The sequence below is a fragment of the Arthrobacter sp. KBS0703 genome (assembly GCF_002008315.2).
Lineage (GTDB): Bacteria > Actinomycetota > Actinomycetes > Actinomycetales > Micrococcaceae > Arthrobacter.
Genome location: NZ_MVDG02000001.1, coordinates 1,039,476 through 1,063,248 on the forward strand (window position 1 = coordinate 1,039,476; position 23,773 = coordinate 1,063,248).

General features: G+C 66.0%; 15 protein-coding genes, 2 tRNA genes and 2 pseudogenes. 18 read left to right on the forward strand and 1 reads right to left on the reverse strand.

Annotated features, from left to right (window positions below; all coding sequences use genetic code 11):
* Positions 1–181: 181 nt before the first annotated feature.
* From B1A87_RS04895 to B1A87_RS04970, 16 genes and pseudogenes are all read left to right on the forward strand, one after another.
* Complete coding sequence (locus B1A87_RS04895) at positions 182–898, forward strand: hypothetical protein (protein WP_144275724.1); 717 nt, start codon at positions 182–184, stop codon at positions 896–898.
* A 309-nt stretch (positions 899–1,207) separates the two neighbouring features.
* On the forward strand, positions 1,208–2,128 hold the full coding sequence (locus B1A87_RS04900; protein WP_078026643.1) for a LysR family transcriptional regulator: 921 nt from the start codon (positions 1,208–1,210) through the stop codon (positions 2,126–2,128).
* Positions 2,129–2,274: 146 nt separating this feature from the next.
* Positions 2,275–3,996, forward strand: a complete 1,722-nt coding sequence (gene ilvD, locus B1A87_RS04905; RefSeq protein WP_078026642.1) for a dihydroxy-acid dehydratase — start codon at positions 2,275–2,277, stop codon at positions 3,994–3,996.
* A gap of 373 nt (positions 3,997–4,369) precedes the next feature.
* Entirely contained in the window at positions 4,370–6,277 is a 1,908-nt protein-coding gene (locus tag B1A87_RS04910) for an acetolactate synthase large subunit (RefSeq protein WP_078026641.1), read from the forward strand.
* A 2-nt stretch (positions 6,278–6,279) separates the two neighbouring features.
* Complete coding sequence (ilvN, locus tag B1A87_RS04915; protein WP_028271611.1) at positions 6,280–6,792, forward strand: acetolactate synthase small subunit; 513 nt, start codon at positions 6,280–6,282, stop codon at positions 6,790–6,792.
* Positions 6,793–6,880: 88 nt separating this feature from the next.
* A complete protein-coding gene (gene ilvC / locus B1A87_RS04920) occupies positions 6,881–7,906 on the forward strand; it encodes a ketol-acid reductoisomerase (protein WP_078026640.1) in 1,026 nt (341 codons plus the stop codon).
* A gap of 126 nt (positions 7,907–8,032) precedes the next feature.
* A complete protein-coding gene (serA, locus tag B1A87_RS04925) occupies positions 8,033–9,622 on the forward strand; it encodes a phosphoglycerate dehydrogenase (RefSeq protein ID WP_078026639.1) in 1,590 nt (529 codons plus the stop codon).
* Between the two features lie 202 nt (positions 9,623–9,824).
* A pseudogene (locus B1A87_RS04930) lies at positions 9,825–12,626 on the forward strand (FtsX-like permease family protein).
* Positions 12,623–13,371, forward strand: a pseudogene (locus B1A87_RS04935) (ABC transporter ATP-binding protein). Before B1A87_RS04930 ends, B1A87_RS04935 begins: the two co-directional pseudogenes overlap by 4 nt.
* A 35-nt stretch (positions 13,372–13,406) precedes the next feature.
* Entirely contained in the window at positions 13,407–14,966 is a 1,560-nt protein-coding gene (metG, locus tag B1A87_RS04940) for a methionine--tRNA ligase (RefSeq protein ID WP_078026636.1), read from the forward strand.
* 173 nt (positions 14,967–15,139) lie between these two features.
* Entirely contained in the window at positions 15,140–16,192 is a 1,053-nt protein-coding gene (locus B1A87_RS04945) for a 3-isopropylmalate dehydrogenase (protein ID WP_078026635.1), read from the forward strand.
* 100 nt (positions 16,193–16,292) lie between these two features.
* A complete protein-coding gene (locus tag B1A87_RS04950; RefSeq protein ID WP_078026634.1) occupies positions 16,293–17,405 on the forward strand; it encodes a branched-chain amino acid aminotransferase in 1,113 nt (370 codons plus the stop codon).
* A gap of 113 nt (positions 17,406–17,518) precedes the next feature.
* Positions 17,519–18,316 (forward strand): MBL fold metallo-hydrolase, encoded by a 798-nt coding sequence (locus tag B1A87_RS04955; RefSeq protein ID WP_078026633.1) that lies wholly within the window; start codon positions 17,519–17,521, stop codon positions 18,314–18,316.
* 45 nt (positions 18,317–18,361) lie between these two features.
* Positions 18,362–19,138, forward strand: a complete 777-nt coding sequence (locus tag B1A87_RS04960) for a fumarylacetoacetate hydrolase family protein (protein WP_078026632.1) — start codon at positions 18,362–18,364, stop codon at positions 19,136–19,138.
* A 129-nt stretch (positions 19,139–19,267) separates the two neighbouring features.
* Positions 19,268–20,806: a glutamate--tRNA ligase gene (gene gltX, locus B1A87_RS04965; RefSeq protein WP_078026631.1), complete on the forward strand. Its 1,539-nt coding sequence runs from the start codon at positions 19,268–19,270 to the stop codon at positions 20,804–20,806.
* The gene (locus B1A87_RS04970) at positions 20,806–21,564 is read left to right on the forward strand and encodes an HAD family hydrolase (protein ID WP_078026630.1); all 759 of its coding nucleotides are present in this window, start codon (positions 20,806–20,808) and stop codon (positions 21,562–21,564) included. Before gltX ends, B1A87_RS04970 begins: the two co-directional genes overlap by 1 nt.
* 23 nt (positions 21,565–21,587) lie before the next feature.
* Here B1A87_RS04970 and B1A87_RS04975 read toward each other — a convergent pair whose 3' ends face one another.
* The gene (locus tag B1A87_RS04975) at positions 21,588–23,054 is read right to left on the reverse strand and encodes a hypothetical protein (RefSeq protein WP_260680678.1); all 1,467 of its coding nucleotides are present in this window, start codon (positions 23,052–23,054) and stop codon (positions 21,588–21,590) included.
* Positions 23,055–23,433: 379 nt separating this feature from the next.
* On the opposite strand from B1A87_RS04975, the gene B1A87_RS04980 reads away from it, so the two are divergent.
* Together B1A87_RS04980 and B1A87_RS04985 are read left to right on the forward strand one after the other, a co-directional pair.
* Positions 23,434–23,505 (forward strand) — tRNA-Gln (locus tag B1A87_RS04980).
* Positions 23,506–23,635: 130 nt separating this feature from the next.
* Positions 23,636–23,711, forward strand: a tRNA-Glu gene (locus tag B1A87_RS04985).
* The last annotated feature ends 62 nt before the right edge of the window (positions 23,712–23,773 follow it).

Genomic DNA, 23,773 nt, shown 5'->3' on the forward strand with positions numbered 1-23,773 from the left:
TCGTAGTAAGTCATCGAGCCGACGTCGCCCTTGACGACGTAGCCCTCCGGAACGCTGCCGTCCGCCGATGGTGCGGCCGATCCTTCGCCGTAGGGCCGGCCCGGTTCCCCGCCCGGGACCCGCTCCGTGCCGAGGGCGGCTCCTGATCCAGGCCCGGGGCGCCGCCTGTATCCTCGGCCGCGTGGCCGGACGGCTCGGCCGCATGGCTCGCTGCGGCCTCCGTGGCGGCGGAAGAAGCCATCCGCTGCTGGGTTTCCGCCTCCGCGTCGAACGCCTCGGCCGCAGCCGATTCGGCCCCCGGCAGCGTGGGGAGTGCGGTTCCGTGTACTCGGCGTGGTGCACCGGCGAGGCGGGCCGGGCGGCCGTGCTGGATTCGGCCGCTGCCGCTGTCGTCCCGCTGGTTGGCCGCGTCGTTGCCGCCGCAGAGCCGCCGGCTCCCGTCGCCGCGTCCGGTGCGCTCCCGGCGTCGGACCACTGGGCATCCCATTCGGCTTTGTCCTCGTCATCATCCCAATCATCGACGTCGCCGCCGGGGGAGTGGCCGGCAGCCGGGGACGGGCTGTCCCATGCGTCAGCTGCCGCAGCGGCGGGTGCCTGTCCTGCCGTAGCAGAACCGGACGCACCGGCGTCCGGTTCGTCTGCCGAGGGGCGCGGAGTGGCGGCATCCCACGATTCGATGTCCGGCTCAAGGTCCTCAGGCTCGGTCTGGGATGCCACGGGGAACCCTGCCGTGCCGGTGCTTCGGCCGCTGCGGTGCCGGCGTCCGGCTCAGTCGCGCGGCCGGAGCCGGCGGCTATGCCGGTGGTGGCCGCGGCAGCCGACGCTGCGGCGGCGGACTCGGCGTGTCTCTTATACACATCTAGATGTGTATAAGAGACAGGGCGTACGGATGCCGTAACGTCAGACTGGGTGCCGGTGGAAGCCGGGGAAGTCACCTGGTCAGTGCGGGCCGAATCCTGGGCTGCCGCCGTCTTGCCCGAATTGCGGTTCAGCAGCCACCAGACGACGGCGATGATCAATACGATGATGATGACCCAGATGATCCACTCCATAGCAAAGCCCTTCTGTCCACGAGGCGAGGTTGCCGTTGCTTGACGGTACGTCGCTGTCAATACCACTGTCTAGGTTTGTCAATGCCCTGGCGCCCGCCGGTCGGCATGGATAAGCAGCATTCAAGAGTCCTCCCTCCGTGACGTAGCCTCGCTTCATGGACTTCAAGCGGCTCCGCATACTCAGGGAATTGGCCGACCGCGGATCGGTGGGTGCCACGGCCGAGGCGCTGGGCGTCACACCGTCCGCCGTTTCGCAACAGCTGAAGACCCTGCAGGACGAACTGGGTGTCGTGCTGGTGGAGAAGTCCGGCCGGGGCGTGAGGCTCACGGAGGCCGGCGCGGCAATGGCGCGCGCGGCGGCGGAAGTCGCCGTCGCGATGGCGCGTGCCGAGGCGACGGTTGATACGTACCGGCGGGGCTGGCAGACCCAGGTCAAGGCCGCTTTCTTCCCGAGTGCCGCCGAAATGCTGCTGCCCGGGCTGCTGCACCGCGTGAAAGCCATTGACGGGCTGCACTTCGAGGCGCACCTGGAGGATCCCATGGTGGCGGGCTTCGCCGGCCTCGCCGCGGACTATGACATCGTCCTGGCCCACAGCGTCGACGGGCCCGATGTCTTCGGGCGGCGCGGGCTGGTGGTGGTGCCGCTGCTGAACGAGCCGCTGGACGTGGCTGTTCCGGCCGGTCATGTCCTGGCCGCCAAGGCGAGCCTGACGGCCCGGGACGTTGTCGGCTTTCCCTGGATGGGAGTCCCCGAAGGGTTCCCCTTCGACACCGTCCTGCAGCAGATCGAGGCACAGGCGGGCGCCACCGCCGTACGCGCCCAGCTCTTCGCCGATCTGCGTGTGCTGGAGGCCCTCGTCAGTTCGGGTCACGGGCTCTCGCTGCTCCCGCGCTACACCTCACTCGGAAACCAGGGGCACGGCTTCGTCCTCCGCCCGCTGACCGGAGTAACTGCGCGCCGCAGTATCGTGGCGCTCGCACGGCCGGAGGTGGCGGCGCGGTCCACCATCCAGCAGGTCCTGGGCATGCTGACCGAGGAGGCCAGATGCCTGACGGACAGCCTGGAACGGAAGTGATCCCGGCCACGAAAACGAGGCAATCCCGAGCCTCCGTCCACTATATGAGACAAGAGTCCACTATCTGATCGAAATATTCGTGGATTTCCGCTTAACGGGCCGGTCCCTGTCGTTGGCCCCCTCGCCGGAGTCATAGACTTTGACCCATGAGTGAGGACACCCAGATCGCAACCGACAACAAGCCTGACATCAAACCCCGGAGCCGGGTTGTCACAGACGGCATCCATGCGGCTCCGGCACGCGGGATGTTCAGGGCCGTCGGCATGGGTGATGACGACTTCGCCAAGCCGCAGATCGGCGTCGCGAGCTCCTGGAACGAAATCACCCCCTGCAACCTTTCCCTGAACCGGCTGGCACAGGGCGCCAAGGAAGGCGTCCACGCCGGCGGCGGATTCCCGATGCAGTTCGGCACCATTTCCGTCTCCGACGGTATCTCCATGGGCCACGAGGGCATGCACTTCTCCCTGGTCTCGCGTGAAGTCATTGCAGACTCCGTCGAGACCGTGATGCAGGCCGAGCGCATCGACGGCTCCGTGCTCCTGGCCGGCTGCGACAAGTCTCTGCCCGGCATGCTGATGGCGGCCGCGCGCCTGGACCTCGCGAGCGTGTTCCTCTACGCCGGCTCCATCATGCCCGGCTGGGTCAAGCTCGAGGACGGCTCCGAGAAGGAAGTCACCCTCATCGACGCCTTCGAAGCCGTGGGCGCCTGCGCCGCCGGCAAGATGAGCCTCGAAGACCTGACCCGCATCGAAAAGGCCATCTGCCCCGGCGAAGGCGCCTGCGGCGGCATGTACACGGCCAACACCATGGCCTGCATCGGCGAGGCGCTGGGCATGTCCCTGCCCGGCTCGGCCGCCCCGCCGTCGGCAGACCGCCGCCGCGACGAGTTCGCCCGCAAGTCCGGCGAAGCGGTGGTCAACCTGCTGCGCCTCGGCATCACTGCCCGCGACATCATGACCAAGAAGGCGTTCGAGAACGCCATCGCCGTGACCATGGCATTCGGCGGCTCCACCAACGCCGTGCTGCACCTGCTCGCGATCGCCCGCGAAGCCGAAGTTGAGCTGACGCTCGATGACTTCAACCGCATCGGCGACAGGATCCCGCACCTCGGCGACCTGAAGCCGTTCGGCCGCTACGTGATGACCGACGTCGACAAGATCGGCGGCGTTCCGGTCATCATGCGCGCACTGCTCGACGCCGGTCTGCTGCACGGCGACTGCCTTACCGTCACCGGCAAGACGGTTGCCGAGAACCTCGCGGCGATCAACCCGCCGGATCTGGACGGCAAGATCCTCCGCGCCCTGGACAACCCGATCCACAAGACCGGCGGCATCACCATCCTGCATGGTTCGATGGCTCCGGAAGGCGCCGTCGTGAAGAGCGCCGGTTTCGATGCCGACGTCTTCGAGGGCACCGCACGCGTCTTCGAGCGCGAACAGGGCGCCCTGGACGCACTGGACAACGGCGAGATCAAGGCCGGCGACGTCGTAGTCATCCGCTACGAAGGACCCAAGGGCGGCCCGGGCATGCGGGAGATGCTCGCGATCACCGGTGCCATCAAGGGCGCCGGCCTGGGCAAGGACGTCCTCCTGCTCACCGACGGGCGCTTCTCCGGCGGAACCACCGGGCTGTGCATCGGCCACGTTGCTCCCGAGGCCGTCGACGGCGGCCCCATCGCCTTCGTCAAGGACGGTGACCGCATCCGCGTGGACATTGCGGCCCGCACCTTCGACCTCCTGGTCGACGACGCCGAGCTCGAGTCCCGCAAGATCGGCTGGGAGCCGCTGCCGGCCAAGTTCACCAAGGGCGTGCTGGCCAAGTACGCCAAGCTGGTGCACAGCGCCTCCACTGGCGCATACTGCGGTTAATCGGTTCCGGCCAGCCCAACTAGGTAGCAGCAGGCGTCGTTTTGAGCCGTCATAGCGACACCTGCTGCTACTCAGTTGGGTGAACGGCATTATCCGATTCGTGGACAATGAAGTCCATATGGTGAGACGCGGGCCGTGCTCGTTGACACGCATCTGACCAAGAGGGAAAACTGAACGCATGATCGCATTCGTTACCGCCGGCGCCGTCGTCGTCCTTACCAAGCGCGTGGCTCAATAGCCCGACTGGTAACGAACCGTCACGCGCAACCCCTCGAAGAGCCGCCAGGCTGAGGGGTTTTTTTATTTCCAGCGTGGCAGCACGTTCAGCTTCACCCAGCACCGCCCAATCCAAGATCCACTAAGGAAGAGTCCGATGAGCAAAGGATCGCCGATCAGCCCCTCGCTGATGGCTACTAAGTCCGCTGGAGCCCCCAAGGCTCCGGAACGCGCCGACCGGACGGCTGAAACCGCCGTCGGCGTCGACACTGCTGCAACCGCCTCTCCCGTACTTGGGCCGAACAACGTCGTACCCCCGACGGTGATGACCGGCTCGCAAGCAATTGTCCGTTCGCTCGAAGAACTCGGCGTCGACGATATTTTCGGTTTGCCCGGTGGCGCGATCCTGCCCACCTATGACCCTCTGATGGCCTCCAAAATGAACCACGTTCTGGTCCGTCACGAGCAGGGAGCCGGCCACGCCGCGCAAGGCTACGCCATGGTTACCGGGCGGGTGGGCGTCTGTATCGCCACCTCGGGCCCCGGTGCCACCAACCTCGTCACCGCCATCATGGATGCGCACATGGACTCCGTTCCGCTCGTGGCCATCACCGGCCAGGTCTCCAGCGGAGTGATCGGCACCGACGCCTTTCAGGAAGCCGACATCGTGGGCATCACCATGCCCATCACCAAGCACTCGTTCCTGGTGACGGACCCCAACGACATCCCGCACGTCATGGCCGAGGCATTCCACCTCGCCTCGACGGGCCGTCCGGGTCCTGTCCTTGTTGATGTTGCCAAGGACGCCCAGCAGGGACAGATGACGTTCTCCTGGCCGCCGAAGATCGACCTGCCCGGCTACCGGCCCGTGGTCCGCGGCCACAACAAGCAGGTCCGGGAGGCCGCCAAGCTGATCGCCGCCGCCAGCAAGCCCGTGCTGTACGTCGGCGGCGGTGTGGTCAAGGCCCACGCCGCGGCCGAGCTCCGTGAGCTGGCGGAAGTGACCGGTGCGCCCGTGGTGACCACGCTGATGGCCCGCGGCGTCTTCCCGGACTCGCACCCGCAGCACGTCGGCATGCCCGGCATGCACGGCACGGTGTCCGCGGTGACGGCGCTGCAGCAGTCGGACCTCCTCATCACGCTGGGAGCCCGGTTTGATGACCGCGTCACCGGCATCCTGAAGACGTTCGCGCCCAACGCCAAGGTGATCCACGCCGACATCGACCCCGCCGAGATTTCCAAGAACCGCACGGCGGACGTCCCGATCGTCGGATCGGTCAAGGAAATCATTCCGGAACTGACCGAAGCCGTGCGTACCCAGTTCACGGCCGCGGGCACGCCGGACCTGACCAGCTGGTGGGCCTTCCTGAACAACCTCAAGGACACCTATCCGCTGGGATGGACCGAGCCCGAAGACGGACTCAGCGCACCGCAGCGTGTCATCGAGCGCATCGGCGCCCTCACCGGCCCCGAGGGCATCTACGTTGCCGGGGTGGGCCAGCACCAGATGTGGGCCGCGCAGTTCATCAAGTACGAGCGTCCTCACGCCTGGCTGAACTCCGGCGGCGCCGGCACCATGGGCTACGCCGTTCCGGCCGCAATGGGCGCCAAGGTGGGGGAGCCGGACCGCGTGGTCTGGGCCATCGACGGCGACGGCTGCTTCCAGATGACCAACCAGGAACTGGCCACCTGCGCCATCAACAAGATTCCCATCAAGGTTGCCGTTATCAACAACTCCTCGCTGGGCATGGTGCGGCAGTGGCAGACGCTCTTCTACGAAGGGCGCTACTCGAACACCGACCTGAACACCGGCCACGACACCGTCCGCATCCCGGACTTCGTCAAGCTGGGCGAGGCCTACGGCTGCGCCTCCTTCCGCTGCGAACGCGATGAGGACATCGACGCCACCATCCAGAAGGCACTGGAAATCAACGACCGCCCCGTGGTCATTGACTTCGTTGTCAGCCCCAACTCCATGGTGTGGCCGATGGTGCCCGCCGGGGTCAGCAACGACCAGATCCAGGTTGCCCGCAACATGACCCCGGAATGGGAAGAGGAGGACTGATCATGACCCGCCACACGCTGTCCGTTCTGGTCGAAGACAAACCCGGTGTGCTGACCCGAGTCGCGAGCCTCTTCGCGCGCCGGGCCTTCAACATCAATTCCCTGGCCGTCGGCCCGACGGAAGTCCCGGGCATGTCCCGGATGACCGTCGTCGTCGACGCCGACGGTGACCTGATCGAACAGGTCACCAAGCAGTTGAACAAGCTGGTCAACGTGATCAAGATTGTTGAACTGACTTCCGAATCTTCCGTACAGCGCGACCACATCCTGGTCAAGGTGCGTGCGGATGCCGCAACTCGTCTGCAGGTGACCCAGGCTGCAGACCTGTTCCGCGCTTCAGTGGTTGACGTCTCCACCGACTCCGTGGTCATTGAAGCAACCGGCCACCCCGAAAAGCTCACGGCGCTGCTTTCAGTGCTGGAGCCCTTCGGCATCCGCGAAATTGTGCAGTCCGGCACCTTGGCCGTTGGACGGGGATCCCGCTCCATGAGTGACAGGGCTTTGCGCAGCGCCTAAGGCACAGCCTTTCCCGCATTGCAACGTCCAGGCAATACCGCACCACAGACAACCATCTACAAAGAATCCACTCAAAGGAGACACCCCAGTGACTGAAATGTTCTACGACGACGACGCCGACCTGTCGATCATCCAGGGTCGCAAGGTTGCCATTGTCGGCTACGGCTCCCAGGGCCACGCCCACGCACTGAACCTGCGCGATTCCGGCGTCGAGGTTGCCATCGCCCTCAAGGAGGGCTCGAAGTCGATCGCCAAGGCCGAGGAAGCAGGCTTCACGGTCAAGAACGTTGCCGACGCCGCCGAATGGGCCGACGTCATCATGATCCTGGCACCGGACCAGCACCAGCGCTCGATCTACAACGACTCCATCAAGGACAAGCTGACCCCCGGCAAGGCACTGGCCTTCGCCCACGGCTTCAACATCCGCTTCGGCTACATCCAGGCTCCGGAGGGCGTAGACGTCATCCTGATCGCCCCGAAGGCTCCGGGCCACACGGTACGCCGCGAGTTCGAGGCAGGCCGCGGTATCCCGGACATCATCGCCGTGGAGCAGGACGCTTCCGGTTCCGCTTGGGAACTCGCCAAGTCCTACGCAAAGGCAATCGGCGGCACCCGCGCCGGTGTCATCAAGACCACCTTCACCGAAGAGACCGAAACGGACCTCTTCGGCGAGCAGTCCGTCCTGTGCGGCGGCGTGTCCCAGCTGGTCCAGTACGGCTTCGAGACCCTGACCGAGGCCGGCTACCAGCCGCAGATCGCCTACTTCGAGGTGCTGCACGAGCTGAAGCTCATCGTTGACCTCATGTGGGAAGGCGGCATCGCCAAGCAGCGCTGGAGCGTTTCCGACACCGCAGAGTACGGCGACTACGTCTCCGGCCCGCGCGTCATCACCCCCGAGGTGAAGGAAAACATGAAGGCTGTCCTCGCCGACATCCAGAACGGTGCCTTCGCCAAGCGCTTCATTGAGGACCAGGACAACGGCGGGGCCGAATTCAAGGAACTGCGTGCCAAGGCAGAGGCGCACCCGATCGAGGCTGTTGGCCGCGAGCTGCGCTCCCTGTTCTCCTGGCAGCAGCAGGACCAGGACTACGTTGAAGGCTCTGCAGCCCGCTAAGGCTGCCGCTTAGGCGCCATTCAGAGGGCGACAGTGAGGCCGGGTTCACACTTAACAATGTGAGCCCGGCCTTTCCGTCAGCCTAGACTTGATTCATCCCCAGGACTGCAACGCAGAGGATCAGCCGTGTCAAAACCCGTAGTACTGCTCGCCGAAGAACTTTCGCCCGCCACAGTCGAGGCCCTTGGCCCGGACTTCGAAATCCGCCAGACCGACGGCGCAGACCGATCCCAGCTGCTCTCTGCCATTGTGGATGTGGACGCCATCCTGGTCCGGTCCGCCACCAAGGTGGATGCCGAAGCAATCGCCGCGGCCAAGAACCTGAAGGTGATCGCACGCGCCGGCGTCGGCCTGGACAACGTTGACATCAAGGCCGCCACGCAGGCCGGCGTCATGGTGGTCAACGCCCCGACGTCGAACATTGTCTCCGCCGCCGAACTCACCGTGGGCCACATCCTGAGCCTGGCCCGCCACATCCCGCAGGCCAGTGCCGCACTCAAGGACGGCGAATGGAAGCGCTCCAAGTACACGGGCATCGAGCTGTTCGAGAAGAAGGTCGGTATCATCGGCCTGGGCCGCATCGGCGCCCTCGTGGCCGCCCGCCTGCAGGGCTTCGACACCGAGATCCTGGCCTACGATCCCTACATCACCTCCGCCCGGGCCGCACAGCTCGGCGTGAAGCTCGTGAGCCTGGACGAGCTGCTGGCCCATTCGGACTTCGTCACCATCCACATGCCCAAGACGCCGGAAACGGTTGGCATGCTCGGTGCTGACGCCTTCACCAAGATGAAGTCCAGCGCCTACGTCATCAACGTTGCCCGTGGCGGCCTCGTTGACGAGGAGGCCCTCTACACGGCGCTTCAGGACGGCCAGATCGCCGGCGCCGCCGTGGACGTCTTCGTCCAGGAGCCCAGCACGGACCTGCCCTTCTTCAAGCTGGACAACGTCGTGGTGACGCCGCACCTGGGCGCCTCCACCGACGAGGCCCAGGAAAAGGCCGGCGTGTCCGTGGCCAAGTCCGTCCGGCTCGCACTGGCCGGAGAACTGGTCCCGGACGCTGTGAACGTTGCCGGCGGCGTGATCGCCCCCGACGTCCGCCCGGGCATCCCGCTGATCGAGAAGCTGGGCCGGATCTTCACCGCGCTGACCCACGCCTCCCTGACCCAGATCGACGTTGAGGTGGCCGGCGAAATCGCCTCCCTCGACGTCAAGGTTTTGGAGCTGGCTGCCCTGAAGGGCATCTTCGCCGACGTCGTCACCGAGCAGGTCTCGTACGTCAACGCCCCCGTGATCGCCGAGCAGCGCGGCATCAACACCCGCCTGATCACCACACCCGAGGCCGAGGACTACCGCAACGTCCTTACCCTGCGCGGCGCCCTGAGCGACGGCTCGCAGATCTCCGTGGCCGGCACCCTGACCGGCCCCAAGCAGGTCCAGAAGCTGGTCGGCGTCAACGGCTACGACGTTGAAATCCCCATCAGCGAGCACCTCGTGGTGGTTTCCTATGCGGACCGGCCGGGTGTCATCGGCACCATCGGCCACATCCTCGGCATGAACAACATCAACATCGGTGGGATGCAGGTGGCACGGCAGGCTGAGGGCGGCCAAGTGCTCGCACTGCTCACCATCGACACCTCCGTTCCGCAGCAGGTGCTCGACGCCATCAAGGCCGGCATCGGCGCCGAAATGGTGCGTGAAGTGGACCTCGAAGACTAAGGGTCCTTCGCCAAGGTGAACTCCGCGTGGCTTGGAGGACACCTTGGACAAGTATGATTGGCCGGTCTGCGTACAATGGCTAGGTCCGAATTTCAGGATCTTGCCGGCAGGCCGGCCACACTTTTTGCACGCCCGCAAGGGACGACCCCACATCCACCGGTGATCGTGGCGTGCACACGCAATCCAGGTTTCAGGGAGCTCAATGAACGCCGTCCAGAGGTTCATCAGAAGCAAAGTGCTGCTGCTGACCGCTGCCATTTTGATCGTCGCCATGTGCCTGTCCGTCCTCGTCCAGAACCAGTCGCAGGCAGCGCTGAACCGGACCGTGGACGAGAACTCGCGCGGGCTCTATGACATCCTGGTCCAGGCCAAGGCAGGGTCCGGCGGTGCCCTGGTGCAGCCGGACATCGCCACCGGCCAGGGCGGGATCAGTTTTGACCAGCTTCAGGGCATCCGGGACCTGACCGGCACTTCGGTGGCCGCGCCCATCAGCCTGGTGTCCCGTGTCACGCAGAACCTGGAAGCCCCGCGGCTCGAAGCCATGGACTACCTCGGCTTCAACGCAGGCCTCGTCGGCACTGCGACGACCGGCCAGCCCGGCGGCACCGACCCCGGCAAGTGGCCCGCCGCGCAGTCCGTGCTGAGCGATACCGCCAAGAAGTACCGCCTGACGGCCAGCGCCACGACTTCCGACGGCGCCTCCGAAAAGACCCTTTTCAAGTCGACGGCCGAAGGTACACTCGGCAAGGCCCGGCTCGTGGAGGAACAGGTCGACGGCGGCAAGAGCATCCGCATCGCCGGCCCCGACGGGGAAACGGGCATCAAATTTCCGGCACCCGCCGGAGGCTCCGAGCACAACCTCTTCAATCTTTCCGTTTCCCTGCCCATGGCGCCGGAAGTCACGGAGTCCGTGGTCGCCGTCGACCCCGTCTCCGAGCGCGCCCTCCTCGGGAGCTCCGGCGACTTCCTTGCCCCGCTGGAGAAGGCGCCGCCGGCGGATGCCCGCAGCGCCGCGGCGATTGGCCGCCACTTCGAGAGCCTGTTCACCAACGGGATCGGCATGCAGGAACTCGAAGAGGGACCCGACTTTTTGGGCGTCAAGCTCAAATACTGGGCGCCCCTCATGACCCAGTACCAGCAGGCGAAGCGCAGCGGCGAGCTGACCGAAGATTCCAAGGCCATTCCGCTGATTGTCCGCTCCGGCACGTCCCTTGACCTGAAGTACTCCGTGAAGATCGAGGAAATCGATGACTCGGGGAACGTGGTCAAGGAGATCGGGACCGCGGACCGCTCGCTGGACAAGGACTACCTTCCGTTCGTGTCCAAGTCGCCCTTCGCGCTGTCGTGGCCCGGTTCCACGGACTATTCCAAGCTGCTCGGCAACTCCGCGAACTTCAGCCGCGGGCTCTACAGTCCCGCAACCTGGAGCACCAACTTCGCCTCCGCGCCCAAGTACACCGACGGCTCCACTGCGGGCAACGGCGCCACGGAGAAGACCGCGACCCCCGGTGAATGGGTCACCGTCAACCGCCTTCCGGAGAAGACGGCCGGCGGGGAACCCGTTGACCAGACGCAGCGCAACCCTGTGGACGAGCGCTCCTACCGGGAAAACCTCGAAACGGGCAAGAAGCTGGCGACGCCCCTCGCCATGGTCTACGGCACGTTCGATCCCGCGGCCGTGCAGGCAGCGGCCGGGGACGTCAACCGGCTTCCGCTGGGCGGCTACGACCCGACGCCGATGACCCTGACCAAGGATGCCCAAGGCAAGGACGTCCCGGACGCCGCACTCAAGCCGTCCCTCAGCGCCACCGGACTGGTGAGCCAGTCCGCCGGGGCCATCACGGACTACTACGGCCTGGCCGCTGCCCGCGGCTACGAGAAGAACGCCTCGGTCATTGACGCCGTGCGCGTCCGTGCCAGCGCCTCCGGCAGCTGGAAGCAGGCGCAGCCGGACGTGGAGAAGCTCGCCAACCAGATCCGGGACATGGGCCTGGAGGCCACGGTTGTGGCCGGTTCCGCACGCGAGGACGCCAACATCCTCGTTCCGGGTTACTCCAAGGACGACGCCGGCAAGGAGTCTGCGCTGGGCACCGTCCAGCAGTCGTGGGTCAGGCAGGATGCCGCCGACGCCGTGTCCAGCTCGCTGACCGCAACGAACCTCACGCTGCTCTTCCTGACCCTCTGCGGTGCGGCGCTGCTCACCGGCGCATCGACCGTGAGCTACATCCGGCAACGGCGCCGCGAGGCGGGAACCCTGCGCGCCATGGGCTGGACCTGTCTCTTATACACATCTAGATGTGTATAAGAGACAGAATTCGCCGTGGGCGCCGGGCTGCTGGCTGTCGCCGGCGTCGTCCTGAGCCTGCTCAGCTGGAACGTGGCCACGGTGCTTGTCTCGGCGTCCGTGCTGGTCCTGTATCTGGCCGCGGCCTTCGTCGCCGCCCAGATGCTGCGCCACCGCGAGGAAATTGACCAGGAACCGCAGCATGACGAGCGGCTCATCGCCGTAGATTCGCCGCTGACCTTCGCCAACCGGCAGCTAAGCACCAACCGGTTCAACGCGATTTCCCTGGCCGTTGCGGTCGGCGTATTCGGTGCCGCGGTGGGCGGCCTGGTCTCCCTGCTGATCGACATCCCGCGGGCCGCCGGGGCCAGCGCGCTCAGCGGCCTGGCCGCCGCCAGCGTGGCCCTGCCAAGCCTCGTGCTGGGACTCTCCGGAGTGGCGGTCGGGCTTGTGCTGACGCTGGTCACGGGCCGCTTCGAGCTGCAGGCCAAGCGCCAGTACCTCGGAACGCTGCAGGCCATGGGCTGGAACCCCGACATGCTGGGCCAGGTCCGGTTCTTCGAAAATGCCCTGGTGGGAGCGGTCGCGGTTCCGCTGGGCGTGCTCGGCGCCCTCGGCGTCGGACTTCTCCTTGCCCCCTATGCCGCACTCTGGGCCGCCGTGGCCGGGCTCGTGGCTGTACTTTGCTGGATTCCTATTGCAACGAAAGTGGTCCAATGACTAACGACCTGAACCCTCGCCGGGAGCGCGGGAACAACGACGGCGGGGGCTCGCTCCAGACGCGCGCCAACACCCTCGTCAAGGCCGCCGATCACGGTACCCCGCTCGAGCTGAGCAATATCACCATCCGCTATGGCGGCGGAAAAGGCGGAGCCGAAGCCGTGAGCGTGGTGGAGGGCTTCGACCTGACCCTCCACGCAGGCGAGATGCACTGCGTTGCCGGCCGCAGCGGCTCAGGCAAGACCAGCATCCTGACCGTGGGTGCGGGCCTTACCCTGCCGACGTCGGGCCGGGTGCTGTGGGAGGGCGAGTCCCTCGAAAGCATGGGCGACGACGAGATCGCGGACCGGCGCCGTGCCCTGATCGGCTACGTTGACCAGGGCGGGGCACTGATCGACGGCATGAGCGCCCTGGAGAATGTCCTTCTGCCCGCCGTCCCGGACGGCGAAGTGGACCAGCGCCGCGACATGGCCAAGGACCTGCTGGACCTCGTGGGCCTCGGCCGGCGGATGCGGCACCGCCCCGCCCAGCTGTCCGGCGGCGAGCGGCAGCGCGTCGCCATCGCCCGCGCCCTGATCCTCGGCACGCGCGTCCTGGTGGTTGACGAGCCCACCGCGAGCCTTGACCGGGCCTCGGCCAACCTGTCTCTTATACACATCTAGATGTGTATAAGAGACAGGTCCTGGTGGCGTCACATGACCACGAACTGGTCCGGCTGAGCGATACCCTGACCGAACTGATCTAGCTTCATCCCTCCGTACCAAAGGTAATTTCCCGCCCGTGACTTCTTCAGAAAAGCGCCCCTTCTACATCACCACGGCCATCAGCTACCCCAACGGCGTTCCGCACATCGGCCACGCCTACGAGGTCATTGCCACCGATGCCATGGCGCGGTTCAAGCGGCTGGACGGGCACGATGTTTTCTTCATGACCGGCACTGATGAGCACGGGCTGAAGATGCAGCAGTCGGCGGAGAAGGAAGGCCTGACGGCCAAGGAACTGGCGGACCGGAACTCCGCGGCCTTCAAGCAGATGGAGCAGGACCTGGGCATTTCCCACGACCGCTTCATCCGCACCACGGACCAGGACCACTACGCCGCGTGCCAGGAAATCTGGCGCCGGATGGAAGCCAACGGCGACATCTACCTCTCCAAGTACGAGGGCTGGTACTCCGTCCGCGACGAGGCCTATTACGTGGAAGACGACACCGTGGTCAAGGAGGACGGCGCCCGCTACACCAAGGAGACCGACACCCCGGTGACCTGGACCGCCGAGGAAAGCTACTTCTTCCGGCTGTCCGCCTACCAGGACAAGCTGCTGGCGCTGTACGAGGCACAGCCTGAATTCGGCGCCCCGCAGTCCCGCTTCAACGAGGTCATCAGCTTCGTCCGGCGCGGCCTCGAAGACCTGTCCATCAGCCGCACCACGTTCGACTGGGGCGTGCCCGTCCCCGGGGACGAAAAGCACGTCATGTACGTGTGGGTCGACGCCCTGACGAACTATCTCACCGGTGCCGGCTACCCCGACGTCGAGTCGGAATCGTTCAAGAAGTACTGGCCGGCCGACGTGCACGTGATCGGCAAGGACATCTCGCGCTTCCACGCGATTTACTGGCCGGCGTTTCTGATGAGCGCCGGCCTCGAGCTGCCCAAGCGGGTCATGATCCACGGCTTCCTGCAGAACAACGGCGTCAAGATGTCCAAGTCTCTGGGCAACGTGGTGGCACCGGCCGACTTCGTGGCCCAGTACGGCCTCGATCAGGTCCGGTTCTTCTTCCTGCGCGAGGTTCCCTTCGGCGCCGACGGCAGCTACAACCACGAAGCCATTGTGGGCCGGATGAACTCGGACCTGGCCAACAATTTCGGCAACCTCGCCCAGCGTTCGCTGTCCATGGTGGCGAAGAACTGCGAAGGCCGCGTTCCTGTTCCCGGGGCGTTCACGCCGGAGGACACGGCCATCCTGGCCCAGGCGAACGCCCTCCTGGAGCAGGCGCGTGCCGCCTTCGACAAGCAGGAGTTCAGCCGGGCCCTCGAAGCGATCTGGGGCGTGCTGGGGGACACCAACGCGTACTTCGCCGAGCAGGCCCCCTGGGTCCTGCGGAAGTCCGACGTCGAACGCATGCAGACGGTGCTGTACGTGACCCTCGAGGTCCTGCGCATCGTGGCCATCCTTGCGCAGCCGGTGATGCCGACGGCGACTGCCGCCCTGCTGGGGACACTGGGCCAGCCGGAGGGTGCGGCGCGCCAGTTCGCTGCGATCCCGACGCCGATTGTGGCGGGGACTGAGCTCCCGGCACCCGCTCCGGTTTTCCCGAAGTACGAGGAACCCGCCGAAGCGTAGGACCCGGAGCTCCCGCCGGTCCTGCACCATAGCCGCCGACGCCCCCGTACGTCCGAAATGGACGTACAGGGGCGTCTCGGGTTTTAAGGCAGGACATGCGGGAGCGTCGATCCCGCGTTCGAATAATGAGACAGTTTGACCAGAATGTGGATCATTTGGCTACTCTGAAAAACATGAGCGCATCCACCATCAATCTTGCTGTCATCCCGGGCGACGGCATTGGCCCCGAGGTCATCGCAGAAGCCCTGAAGGTCCTGGAGAAGGTTGTCGCCGCCGAAGGCGTGACCCTTGAACAGCACCACTACAAGCTGGGTGCCCAGCACTGGCTGGAGACGGGCGAGACGCTCCCCGACGCAGTCCTCGAAGACTTGAGGACCCGCGACGCCATCCTCTTCGGGGCTGTCGGTGCGGCGCCGGGTGACACACGCATTCCGTCCGGAATCATCGAGCGCGAGATGCTCCTCAAGTTGCGCTTCAGCCTCGACCACTTCGTCAACCTGCGGCCCTCCCGTCTCTTCGGCGGCGTGGGCAGCCCGCTGGCCAACCCGGGAAACATCGATTTCGTTGTGGTCCGCGAAGGAACCGAGGGCCCCTACGTCGGTAACGGCGGCACCCTGCGCGGAGGAACGCGGCACGAGGTTGCCACGGAAGTATCGCTGAATACCGCACACGGCGTTGAGCGCGTTGTCCGCGACGCGTTCCGGCGCGCCAACGAACGGCCCCGCAAGAAGCTGACCCTGGTCCACAAGCACAACGTGCTCGTCTACGCGGGCCACCTGTGGAAGCGCACGGTCGAAGCTGTGGCCGCGGAGTTCCCGCAGGTCACGCACGACTACCTGCACATCGACGCCGCCACGATCTTCATGGTCACCGATCCGGCCCGCTTCGACGTGATCGTCACGGACAACCTCTTCGGGGATATCATCACGGACCTCGCCGCCGCAGTGACGGGCGGCATCGGACTGGCAGCCTCGGGCAACATCAACATGGACCGGACTTCCCCCTCCATGTTCGAGCCGGTCCACGGCTCGGCGCCGGACATTGCGGGCCAGCAGAAGGCGGACCCCACTGCCGCCATTCTGTCGGCCGCACTTCTTCTGGAGCACCTGGGCTACTCGGCCGCGGCCCGCAGGATCGAGTCCGCGGTGGTGGCCGACGTCGAAGCCCGCAACGGCGAATCGCGGAGCACAAGCGCCATTGGCGATGCCATCGCCGCGGCCGTCTAGCCCCTGCCGGCAGGCGTAAGCTTGACCTGAATCACCAATTGCTGCCGTGGTCCGACGCTGAACCACGTTCACACACCAGGCAGCCGACCGTGGAGGAACCATGACTCAGACTGCCCATGGCGTCGAATTCACCCAGCAGCCCTCGGCAACCCCGAAGTCTGCAGAAGAGCGTGCAGCCATCCTGGCGAACCCAGGTTTCGGCAACTATTTCACCGACCACACCGCGATCGTCGACTACAGCGTCGACGAGGACGGCAAGGGCGGCTGGCATGACGCGCGCATCGAGGCATACGGTCCCATCTCCCTTGACCCTTCAGCCGCAGTCCTGCACTACGGCCAGGAGATCTTCGAGGGCCTCAAGGCCTACCGCCACGCCGACGGTTCCATCTGGACCTTCCGCCCCGAAGCGAACGCCGCACGCCTGAACAACTCCGCCCGGCGCCTGGCCCTCCCCGAACTCCCGGAAGAGTACTTCCTGGGCGCCATCCGCGAACTCGTGTCCGCGGACAAGGAATGGGTTCCCTCCGGCGACGGCGAAGCGCTTTACCTGCGCCCGTTCATGATCGCCACTGAGGCCTTCCTTGGTGTCCGTGCCGCCCGTGAAGTGTCCTTCCGCGTCATTGCGTCCCCGGCTGGCAACTACTTCGGCGGCGAGCTAAAGCCTGTCTCCATCTGGATCTCCCGCGAATACGCCCGCGCCGGCCGCGGCGGAACCGGCGCCGCGAAATGCGGCGGCAACTACGCTGCGTCGCTGATTGCGCAGCAGGAAGCCGAGGCCCACGGCTGCAAGCAGGTTCTCTTCCTGGACCAGTTCAATGACAACGCCGTCGAAGAGCTCGGCGGCATGAACGTCTTCTTCGTGATGAAGGACGGCTCCCTGGTGACGCCCGCGCTTAGCGGAACCATCCTGGAGGGCATCACCCGGATGTCCATCATCCAGGTGGCCAAGGACATGGGCCGCGAGGTCACCGAACGCAAGATCACACTGGATGAATGGCGTGACGGCGTGGCCTCCGGCGAGATCGCCGAAGTCTTCGCGTGCGGTACTGCCGCTGTCATCACCCCCATTGGCGTGCTCAAGGACAGCACCGAGTTCATCGGCTCCGAGGACGCGAAGGCGGGGGAGACCACCATGGCCATCCGTGAGCAGCTGCTGGGCATCCAGACCGGAACCGTCGAGGACACGCACGGCTGGCTGACCCGGCTGGCCTGAGCAGTCCATTCCTAGTTCGACGGCGGGTGGCCGGCGGAGCTGCTGCGGCGGCCAGCCGGCCACCCTCCGTCGTGCTGGCGGAGTTGTGCTGGCGGAAATGCAAGAATAAAAGTGTGAATCCGGACACCACGCCCGCCCTGGCCGCCAGCAGCCCGCTGACCAGGTACCGCCTGGCCCCCAACCCTGGGCCGATGAGCCTGGACGGCACCAACTCCTACGTCATTGGAGAGCCCGGCCATCCGGCTGCCGTCGTAGCTGATCCGGGGCCGGCGGACGAACGGCACCTTCAGGAGCTGGCCGGCACCGGTTCGGTGGAGCTCATCCTGATCACGCACCGGCATGCGGACCACACGGCGGGGGCGGCACGGCTGCACGAACTCACCGGCGCTCCGGTCCGTGCCGCCGATCCGGCGCACTGCCTCGCGGGGGCACCGCTGCTGCCGGGGGAAACCATCGCGGCCGGCGGGACCGAAATCAGGGTGGTTGCCACCCCGGGACACACCTCCGATTCCGTCTGCTTCCATCTGCCCTTCGACGGGGCTTCCGGCTCTGTGCTGACCGGCGACACCATCCTGGGCCGCGGCACCACCGTCCTGGATCACCCGGACGGCAGGCTGAGCGACTATCTGTCCTCGCTTGACCGGCTGGAACTGCTCGGGCCAGCCACCGTCCTGCCGGCCCACGGGCCGGTCCTTCCGGCACTCGATGCCGTGGTCCGCGCCTACCGGGACCACCGGCTGGACCGGCTGGCCCAGATCAGGGCCGCGCTCTCGGACCTGGGCGGGGACGCCGGCGTTACTGAGGTCACCAACGTTGTCTATTCCGACGTCGATCCCTCAGTGCGGAGGGCGGCCGAGAACTCCGTTGCGGCCCAGCTCGAATACCTGCGCACGCTCCGTGACCGGACATGACCCGGTGCGGCAGGGGAGCCGGGCCGGGACTGTAGGCTTGGAACCATGCGTATTGCCCGGTTTGTAGTCGATTCTGATCCCCTCTACGGCATTGTGGAAGGCCAGCCCGGCAGTGAGGAAATCACTGTCATCAACGGCGACCCCTTCTTCAACGGTGTGGAGCGCACGCACGTCCGCCACAAGCTGGAGGACGTCCGCCTGCTGGCACCGATCATTCCGCGCAGCAAGGTGATTGGGGTGGGGCGGAACTTCGTCGAACACGCCCGCGAGCTCGGGAACGACGTGCCGCAGCAGCCGCTCCTGTTCCTGAAGCCGAACACCTCGGTGGTGGGCCCCAACGATCCCATCGTGCTGCCGGAGTTCTCCGACGAGGTCTCCTACGAGGCCGAGCTCTGCGTCGTGATCGGCCGTATCTGCAAGGACGTTCCCGAAGAACGCGTGGACGACGTCATCTTCGGCTACACCTGCGGCAACGACCTCACCGCCCGCGACGTCCAGAAAACCGACCTGCAGTGGGCCCGCGCCAAGGGCTTTGACACCTCGGCCCCGCTCGGCCCGTGGATTGAAACCGAACTGGACCCCGAAGACCTGTGCATCAAGGGCTGGCTCAACGGGGAACTCCGCCAGGACGGCAGCACCAACCAGATGATCCGCGGCGTCCGGGAACTCGTCTCCATCGTTTCGAGCGCGTTCACGCTCCTGCCCGGCGACGTCATCATGACGGGAACGCCGGCCGGCGTGGACCTCGTGAAGGCCGGCGACCGGTATGAGGTCGAGATCGAGGGCATCGGGCGACTCTCCAACCCGGTGGTCCGGCGCTAACAGCTCCGCTAACAAGAAGCTGCACCGATTTTGGACAGCCGCACCGTGGTTCCACGGTGCGGCTGTCCGTTTTCGCAGCGGCATTCCGGGCCGGTAGTGATGGCAGGGATTGGTAATGTTGGTACCACTATGACTACTGCTTCCGCGTCCGACGCCGTTTCCAGCTCCGCCCCGATTGCTGCCCCCACCGGTGAAGTCACCGCTGACACCCCGGTCAGGGTCCGGTTTTGCCCGTCGCCCACGGGCACCCCGCACGTGGGACTGATCCGTACGGCCCTCTTCAACTGGGCCCACGCCCGGCACACCAACGGCACCTTCGTGTTCCGGATCGAGGACACGGACGCTGCCCGCGACTCGGAGGAGAGCTACCAGCAGCTGCTGGAGGCCCTGAAGTGGCTCGGCATCACCTGGGAAGAAGGCGTGGAAGTTGGCGGCCCGCACGAGCCCTACCGCCAGTCGCAGCGCCTGGACCTCTACAAGGACGTGGTGGCCAAGCTGATCGACGCCGGCTACGCCTACGAGTGCTATTCCTCGCCGGAGGAAGTCGAAGCCCGTCACCGCGCCGCCGGCCGCGACCCCAAGCTCGGCTACGACAACTTTGACCGCGAGCTGTCCGAGGAGCAGCTTGCCGCGTTCAAGGCCGACGGTCGCCAGCCGGTGCTGCGCGTCCGCATGCCCGACGAAGACGTCACGTTTACGGACATGGTCCGCGGCGACATCACGTTCAAGGCCGGCAGCATCCCGGATTACGTCATTGTCCGCGCCGACGGGTCCCCGCTCTACACCCTGGTCAACCCGGTGGATGACGCCCTCATGGGGATCACGCACGTGCTTCGCGGCGAAGACCTGCTCTCCTCCACGCCCCGCCAGGTGGTGCTGATCCGGGCCCTGATGGACATCGGCGTCGCCAGCTACATGCCGGTCTTCGGGCACCTGCCGTACGTCATGGGGGAGGGCAACAAGAAGCTCTCCAAGCGCGACCCCCAGTCCAACCTGTTCCTGCTCCGGGACCGCGGCTTTATCCCCGAAGGCCTGCTGAACTACCTGTCCCTGCTCGGCTGGAGCCTGTCCGCCGATGAGGACATCTTCACCGTGGAGCAGCTCATCGAGCACTTCGACGTCAACAACGTCCTCGCCAACCCGGCCCGCTTCGACATCAAGAAGGCCGAGGCGATCAACGGCACCCACATCCGCATGCTTGAGCCGGAGGATTTCCGGGCACGCCTCGTACCGTACCTGCGCGCCGCCGGATTCGTGGGCGAGAGCCTCACGGCACGGCAGGAGGAGATCCTCGCCGAGGCAGCGCCGCTGATCCAGGAGCGCATCTCCCTGCTGGGCGAGGCACCCGAGATGCTCGCCTTCCTGTTCAAGAGCGACGACGCCATCGACATCGCGGACGACGCACGCAAGGGCCTGCCGGCCAACCTGGCCGAGGTGCTGGACGCCGCGCTGGCCGCCCTCGAGCCCGTCGCCGACTGGACGGCCGAGAACATCCAGACGGCCCTGAAGGAAGCCCTCGTGGAAGGCCTCGGCGTCAAGCCGCGACTGGCGTTCGGACCCGTCCGCACCGCGATTTCCGGGCGCCGGATCTCCCCGCCACTGTTCGAATCCATGGTGATCCTGGGCAAGGAATCGTCGCTGGCGCGCCTGCGCGCCTTCCGCGGCTGATGACCCGCCCGGCCGCGAAAACCGGCGGCGCGCTCCACCGCCGGCCGCCGGGTGCTGTCAGCGGGGTCCTGTTCGACATCGACGACACGCTGGTGGACCTTGCCTACGCCATGACCACGGCGTTGCGCGATGTCAGCGAACACCTCCTGCCCCGCCTGGACCAGGCGGGGTGGGAGAAATTCGGCAGGATCTTCACCCACGAAACCACGCACTACTACGACCGCTACCTCGCCGGCGAACTGACGTTCAACGAGCAGCGGCTGCTCCGAGGCCGGGCGGCGCTGGGCCATTTCGGCGTCGAACTGGGCGAAGGCGAGGAGTCCCGGCGCTGGCTCAGTTCTTATTCGATCCTCCAGCCCAGCTACGTCAGGGCGTTCGAGGACGTTGCCCCGCTCCTGGACGCACTGGACGCGGCCGGCATTCCCTACGGTGCGGTGAGCAACAACGTCCACGACTACCAGCGGGTTAAGCTGGACAGCGCCGGACTGGAACGCATCGGAATCCTGGTGGGGACGGACACCGTGGGCGTGCCCAAGCCGGACCCCGCCATCTACCTGGAGGGTGTCCGGCTTCTCGGCAGTTCCGCGGACAAAACCCTCTATGTGGGGGACAACCGGCTGCTCGATGCTGAAGGCTCGACGGCGGCCGGCCTGCTGGGCGTCTGGCTGAACCGCACCGGCGAGCCGGAGCCGGACTTTCAGGGCCACGAGATCCGCTCCCTGATGGAACTGCTAGCGTGGTTGGCGCCACCCGAGTAAGGCCGGCTCCGGCATCGTGCGGCTCAGGAGGTTTGCCGTAACGGCCGCCTTGACCGCAGTGCAAGGAACGCGCCCGCAGAGCCGAGGCCCAGCACGCCCACGAGGCCCAGGGCCAGGGCAGCGTCGGACTGCCGCACCATGCTCGTGGGAGACACGGCGGCGGCCGCCGAATACAGGGTGCCGGTGCCTTCCGCGATCCGGGCGTTGCCGTCAGCGAGTTTGTCCGCGCCGGTGGCAAGCCGCGTGGAACCGGCGGCAAGCCGGGTGTTTCCGTCCGACAGCTTGGAGGCGCCGGCCGCGAGGGCTTGGGAGCCGCTGAGCAGCCCTGGGCTGCCTGGATTAGCCGGGTCTCCCTTGATGCCGGTGTTCAGCGCCACCGTACCGTCGGCCAGGCGCTGGCTGCCCTCGGTAATCCTTGCACTGGCCTTGAGCAGTCCGGGGCGCTCCGGATTCCCGGGGACGCCGTCCATGCCCACGCGGAGTTTGGACGTACCCTCGGCCAGGAGCTCGGTGCCCATCACGACGCCGGGGCTCTGGGGATCCCTGCTGTTTAGCTTGACGGCCAGGGTGGCGAATCCTGCCGTCAGCTTCCCGGTCCCTGAGTGGAGCTGTCCGGCACCCGCCTCCAGCCGTGCCGCGCCCGCGTTGAGCAGCGCGGCACCGGACTGCAGCTGGGAGGCGCCCGCGTCCAGCTTCTGCGCGCCTTCCCTGATCTTTGCGATCTTGTCCTTAACCACGGACAAGGGAACCAAACCCTGCACGGGATCCGAGGCAGCTGCCTCCAACAGCTCCAGCGCCTGTGCGATGGCGGCCGTCCCGGTCCCTGCCGCGGGGTCGCTGTTCGCGCCGCGGTAGCCCTTGAGCTGGACTGTGCCGGCTGCCAGCCGGCTGGTGCCGGCGGCCAGATCGGAGGTTCCGTCCGCCAGCCGCGCTGCTCCGCCGTCGAGCTGGGTGGCGCCGTCCGCCAGGTTGTTCGGGGCGTTGCCCGCCGCGGTCGGCGTCAGGGCGGCGGAAAGCCGGACGGCTCCGGACGCGAGTTTGTGGGCGCCGTCGTCGACCTTGTAGACGCCGGGGGCGAGTTTGCTGTTGACATCGTTTTCGATCTTCACGGCGCCAGCAGCGAGTTTGGCGGCCCCGCTCTCAAGCTTGTCAGCCCCCGGAGCGAGTTTGCCGCTGATCCCTGAGTGGATCCTGTCCGCGCCTTCCGCGAGTTTTACTGCCCCTGTGTCCGCCAGGCTGGCACCGCTGGCCAGCTGACCGGCGCCCGTCTTCAACTTTTCTGCGCCCGTGGACGCCAGCCCGGCACCGTCCCGCAGCTTGGCCGAGCCGTCCGTGACGCGTCCGGTCACGAGCGTATAGAACGCCAGCAGTGCCACGAGCAGCAGGGCAAGGATCGCGATGGCGACCTGTTGGGCCCGGGGCCGGGTCCGCCCCGCAACGAAGGCACGGCCCATTGATTGACGCGTTTCCGGCCCGGATGGTGATGACATGGGCGATTCCGGCACAGATGGTTCCGACACAGGTGGTTCCTCTCGACGGTTCTGCCGACGGCGGCATTGCCGCCGGCCATATCCCGCAACTGTGATGCAGCTAACAACAGCGAATGCTCGCAGGTCGGCCGGCAAAGACATGGGGAGGTGGGTGGTTACTCGCTAGTAACTTACCGAGAGTAAACTTATTTATGGCGGATTTGCAAGGGTTTTCCCGGTTTCGGCGCGTGCGGGGCGCCATATCCCGCCCCGCGCGGGGGGAATCCGGCGGCTGCTGGCGCCGATTTGTGCGGGGCAAAACTCTCGGGTAAAGTAATTACTCGTGCTGAGGCGCTCGGAGCGAAGGTTTAGGCCTTTCCGACCGGCCCGAAAGTTCCATTGGGATATGGTGTAATTGGCAACACTACGGTTTCTGGTACCGTCATTCTAGGTTCGAGTCCTGGTATCCCAGCTCTGAAAATCCGCGGAATTCCGCTGATTATCGGAAGTTTCAAGTCAGGCTTTTCGATTTGAAACGCTTGCTGAGTGTATGAAATAATCACTTAGCTTGACCGGCGCAATTGCTGGTTTGGAGAGTACGCGGCCCCATCGTATAGCGGCCTAGTACGCTGCCCTCTCACGGCGGTAACGCGGGTTCGAATCCCGCTGGGGTCACCAAGGAACCGGCTCCGGGCATCTGCCCGGGGCCGGCTTTTCTTTGTCCGGCCGCCACGGCCTGC

Coding starts and splice junctions, on each gene's coding strand:
- B1A87_RS04900 (WP_078026643.1), top strand. CDS start 1,208: ATGGACTTCAAGCGGCTCCGCATACTCAGGGAATTGGCCGACCGCGGA.
- ilvD (WP_078026642.1), top strand. CDS start 2,275: ATGAGTGAGGACACCCAGATCGCAACCGACAACAAGCCTGACATCAAA.
- B1A87_RS04910 (WP_078026641.1), top strand. CDS start 4,370: ATGAGCAAAGGATCGCCGATCAGCCCCTCGCTGATGGCTACTAAGTCC.
- ilvN (WP_028271611.1), top strand. CDS start 6,280: ATGACCCGCCACACGCTGTCCGTTCTGGTCGAAGACAAACCCGGTGTG.
- B1A87_RS04945 (WP_078026635.1), top strand. CDS start 15,140: ATGAGCGCATCCACCATCAATCTTGCTGTCATCCCGGGCGACGGCATT.
- B1A87_RS04950 (WP_078026634.1), top strand. CDS start 16,293: ATGACTCAGACTGCCCATGGCGTCGAATTCACCCAGCAGCCCTCGGCA.
- B1A87_RS04960 (WP_078026632.1), top strand. CDS start 18,362: ATGCGTATTGCCCGGTTTGTAGTCGATTCTGATCCCCTCTACGGCATT.
- gltX (WP_078026631.1), top strand. CDS start 19,268: ATGACTACTGCTTCCGCGTCCGACGCCGTTTCCAGCTCCGCCCCGATT.
- B1A87_RS04970 (WP_078026630.1), top strand. CDS start 20,806: ATGACCCGCCCGGCCGCGAAAACCGGCGGCGCGCTCCACCGCCGGCCG.
- B1A87_RS04975 (WP_260680678.1), bottom strand. CDS start 23,054: ATGTCATCACCATCCGGGCCGGAAACGCGTCAATCAATGGGCCGTGCC.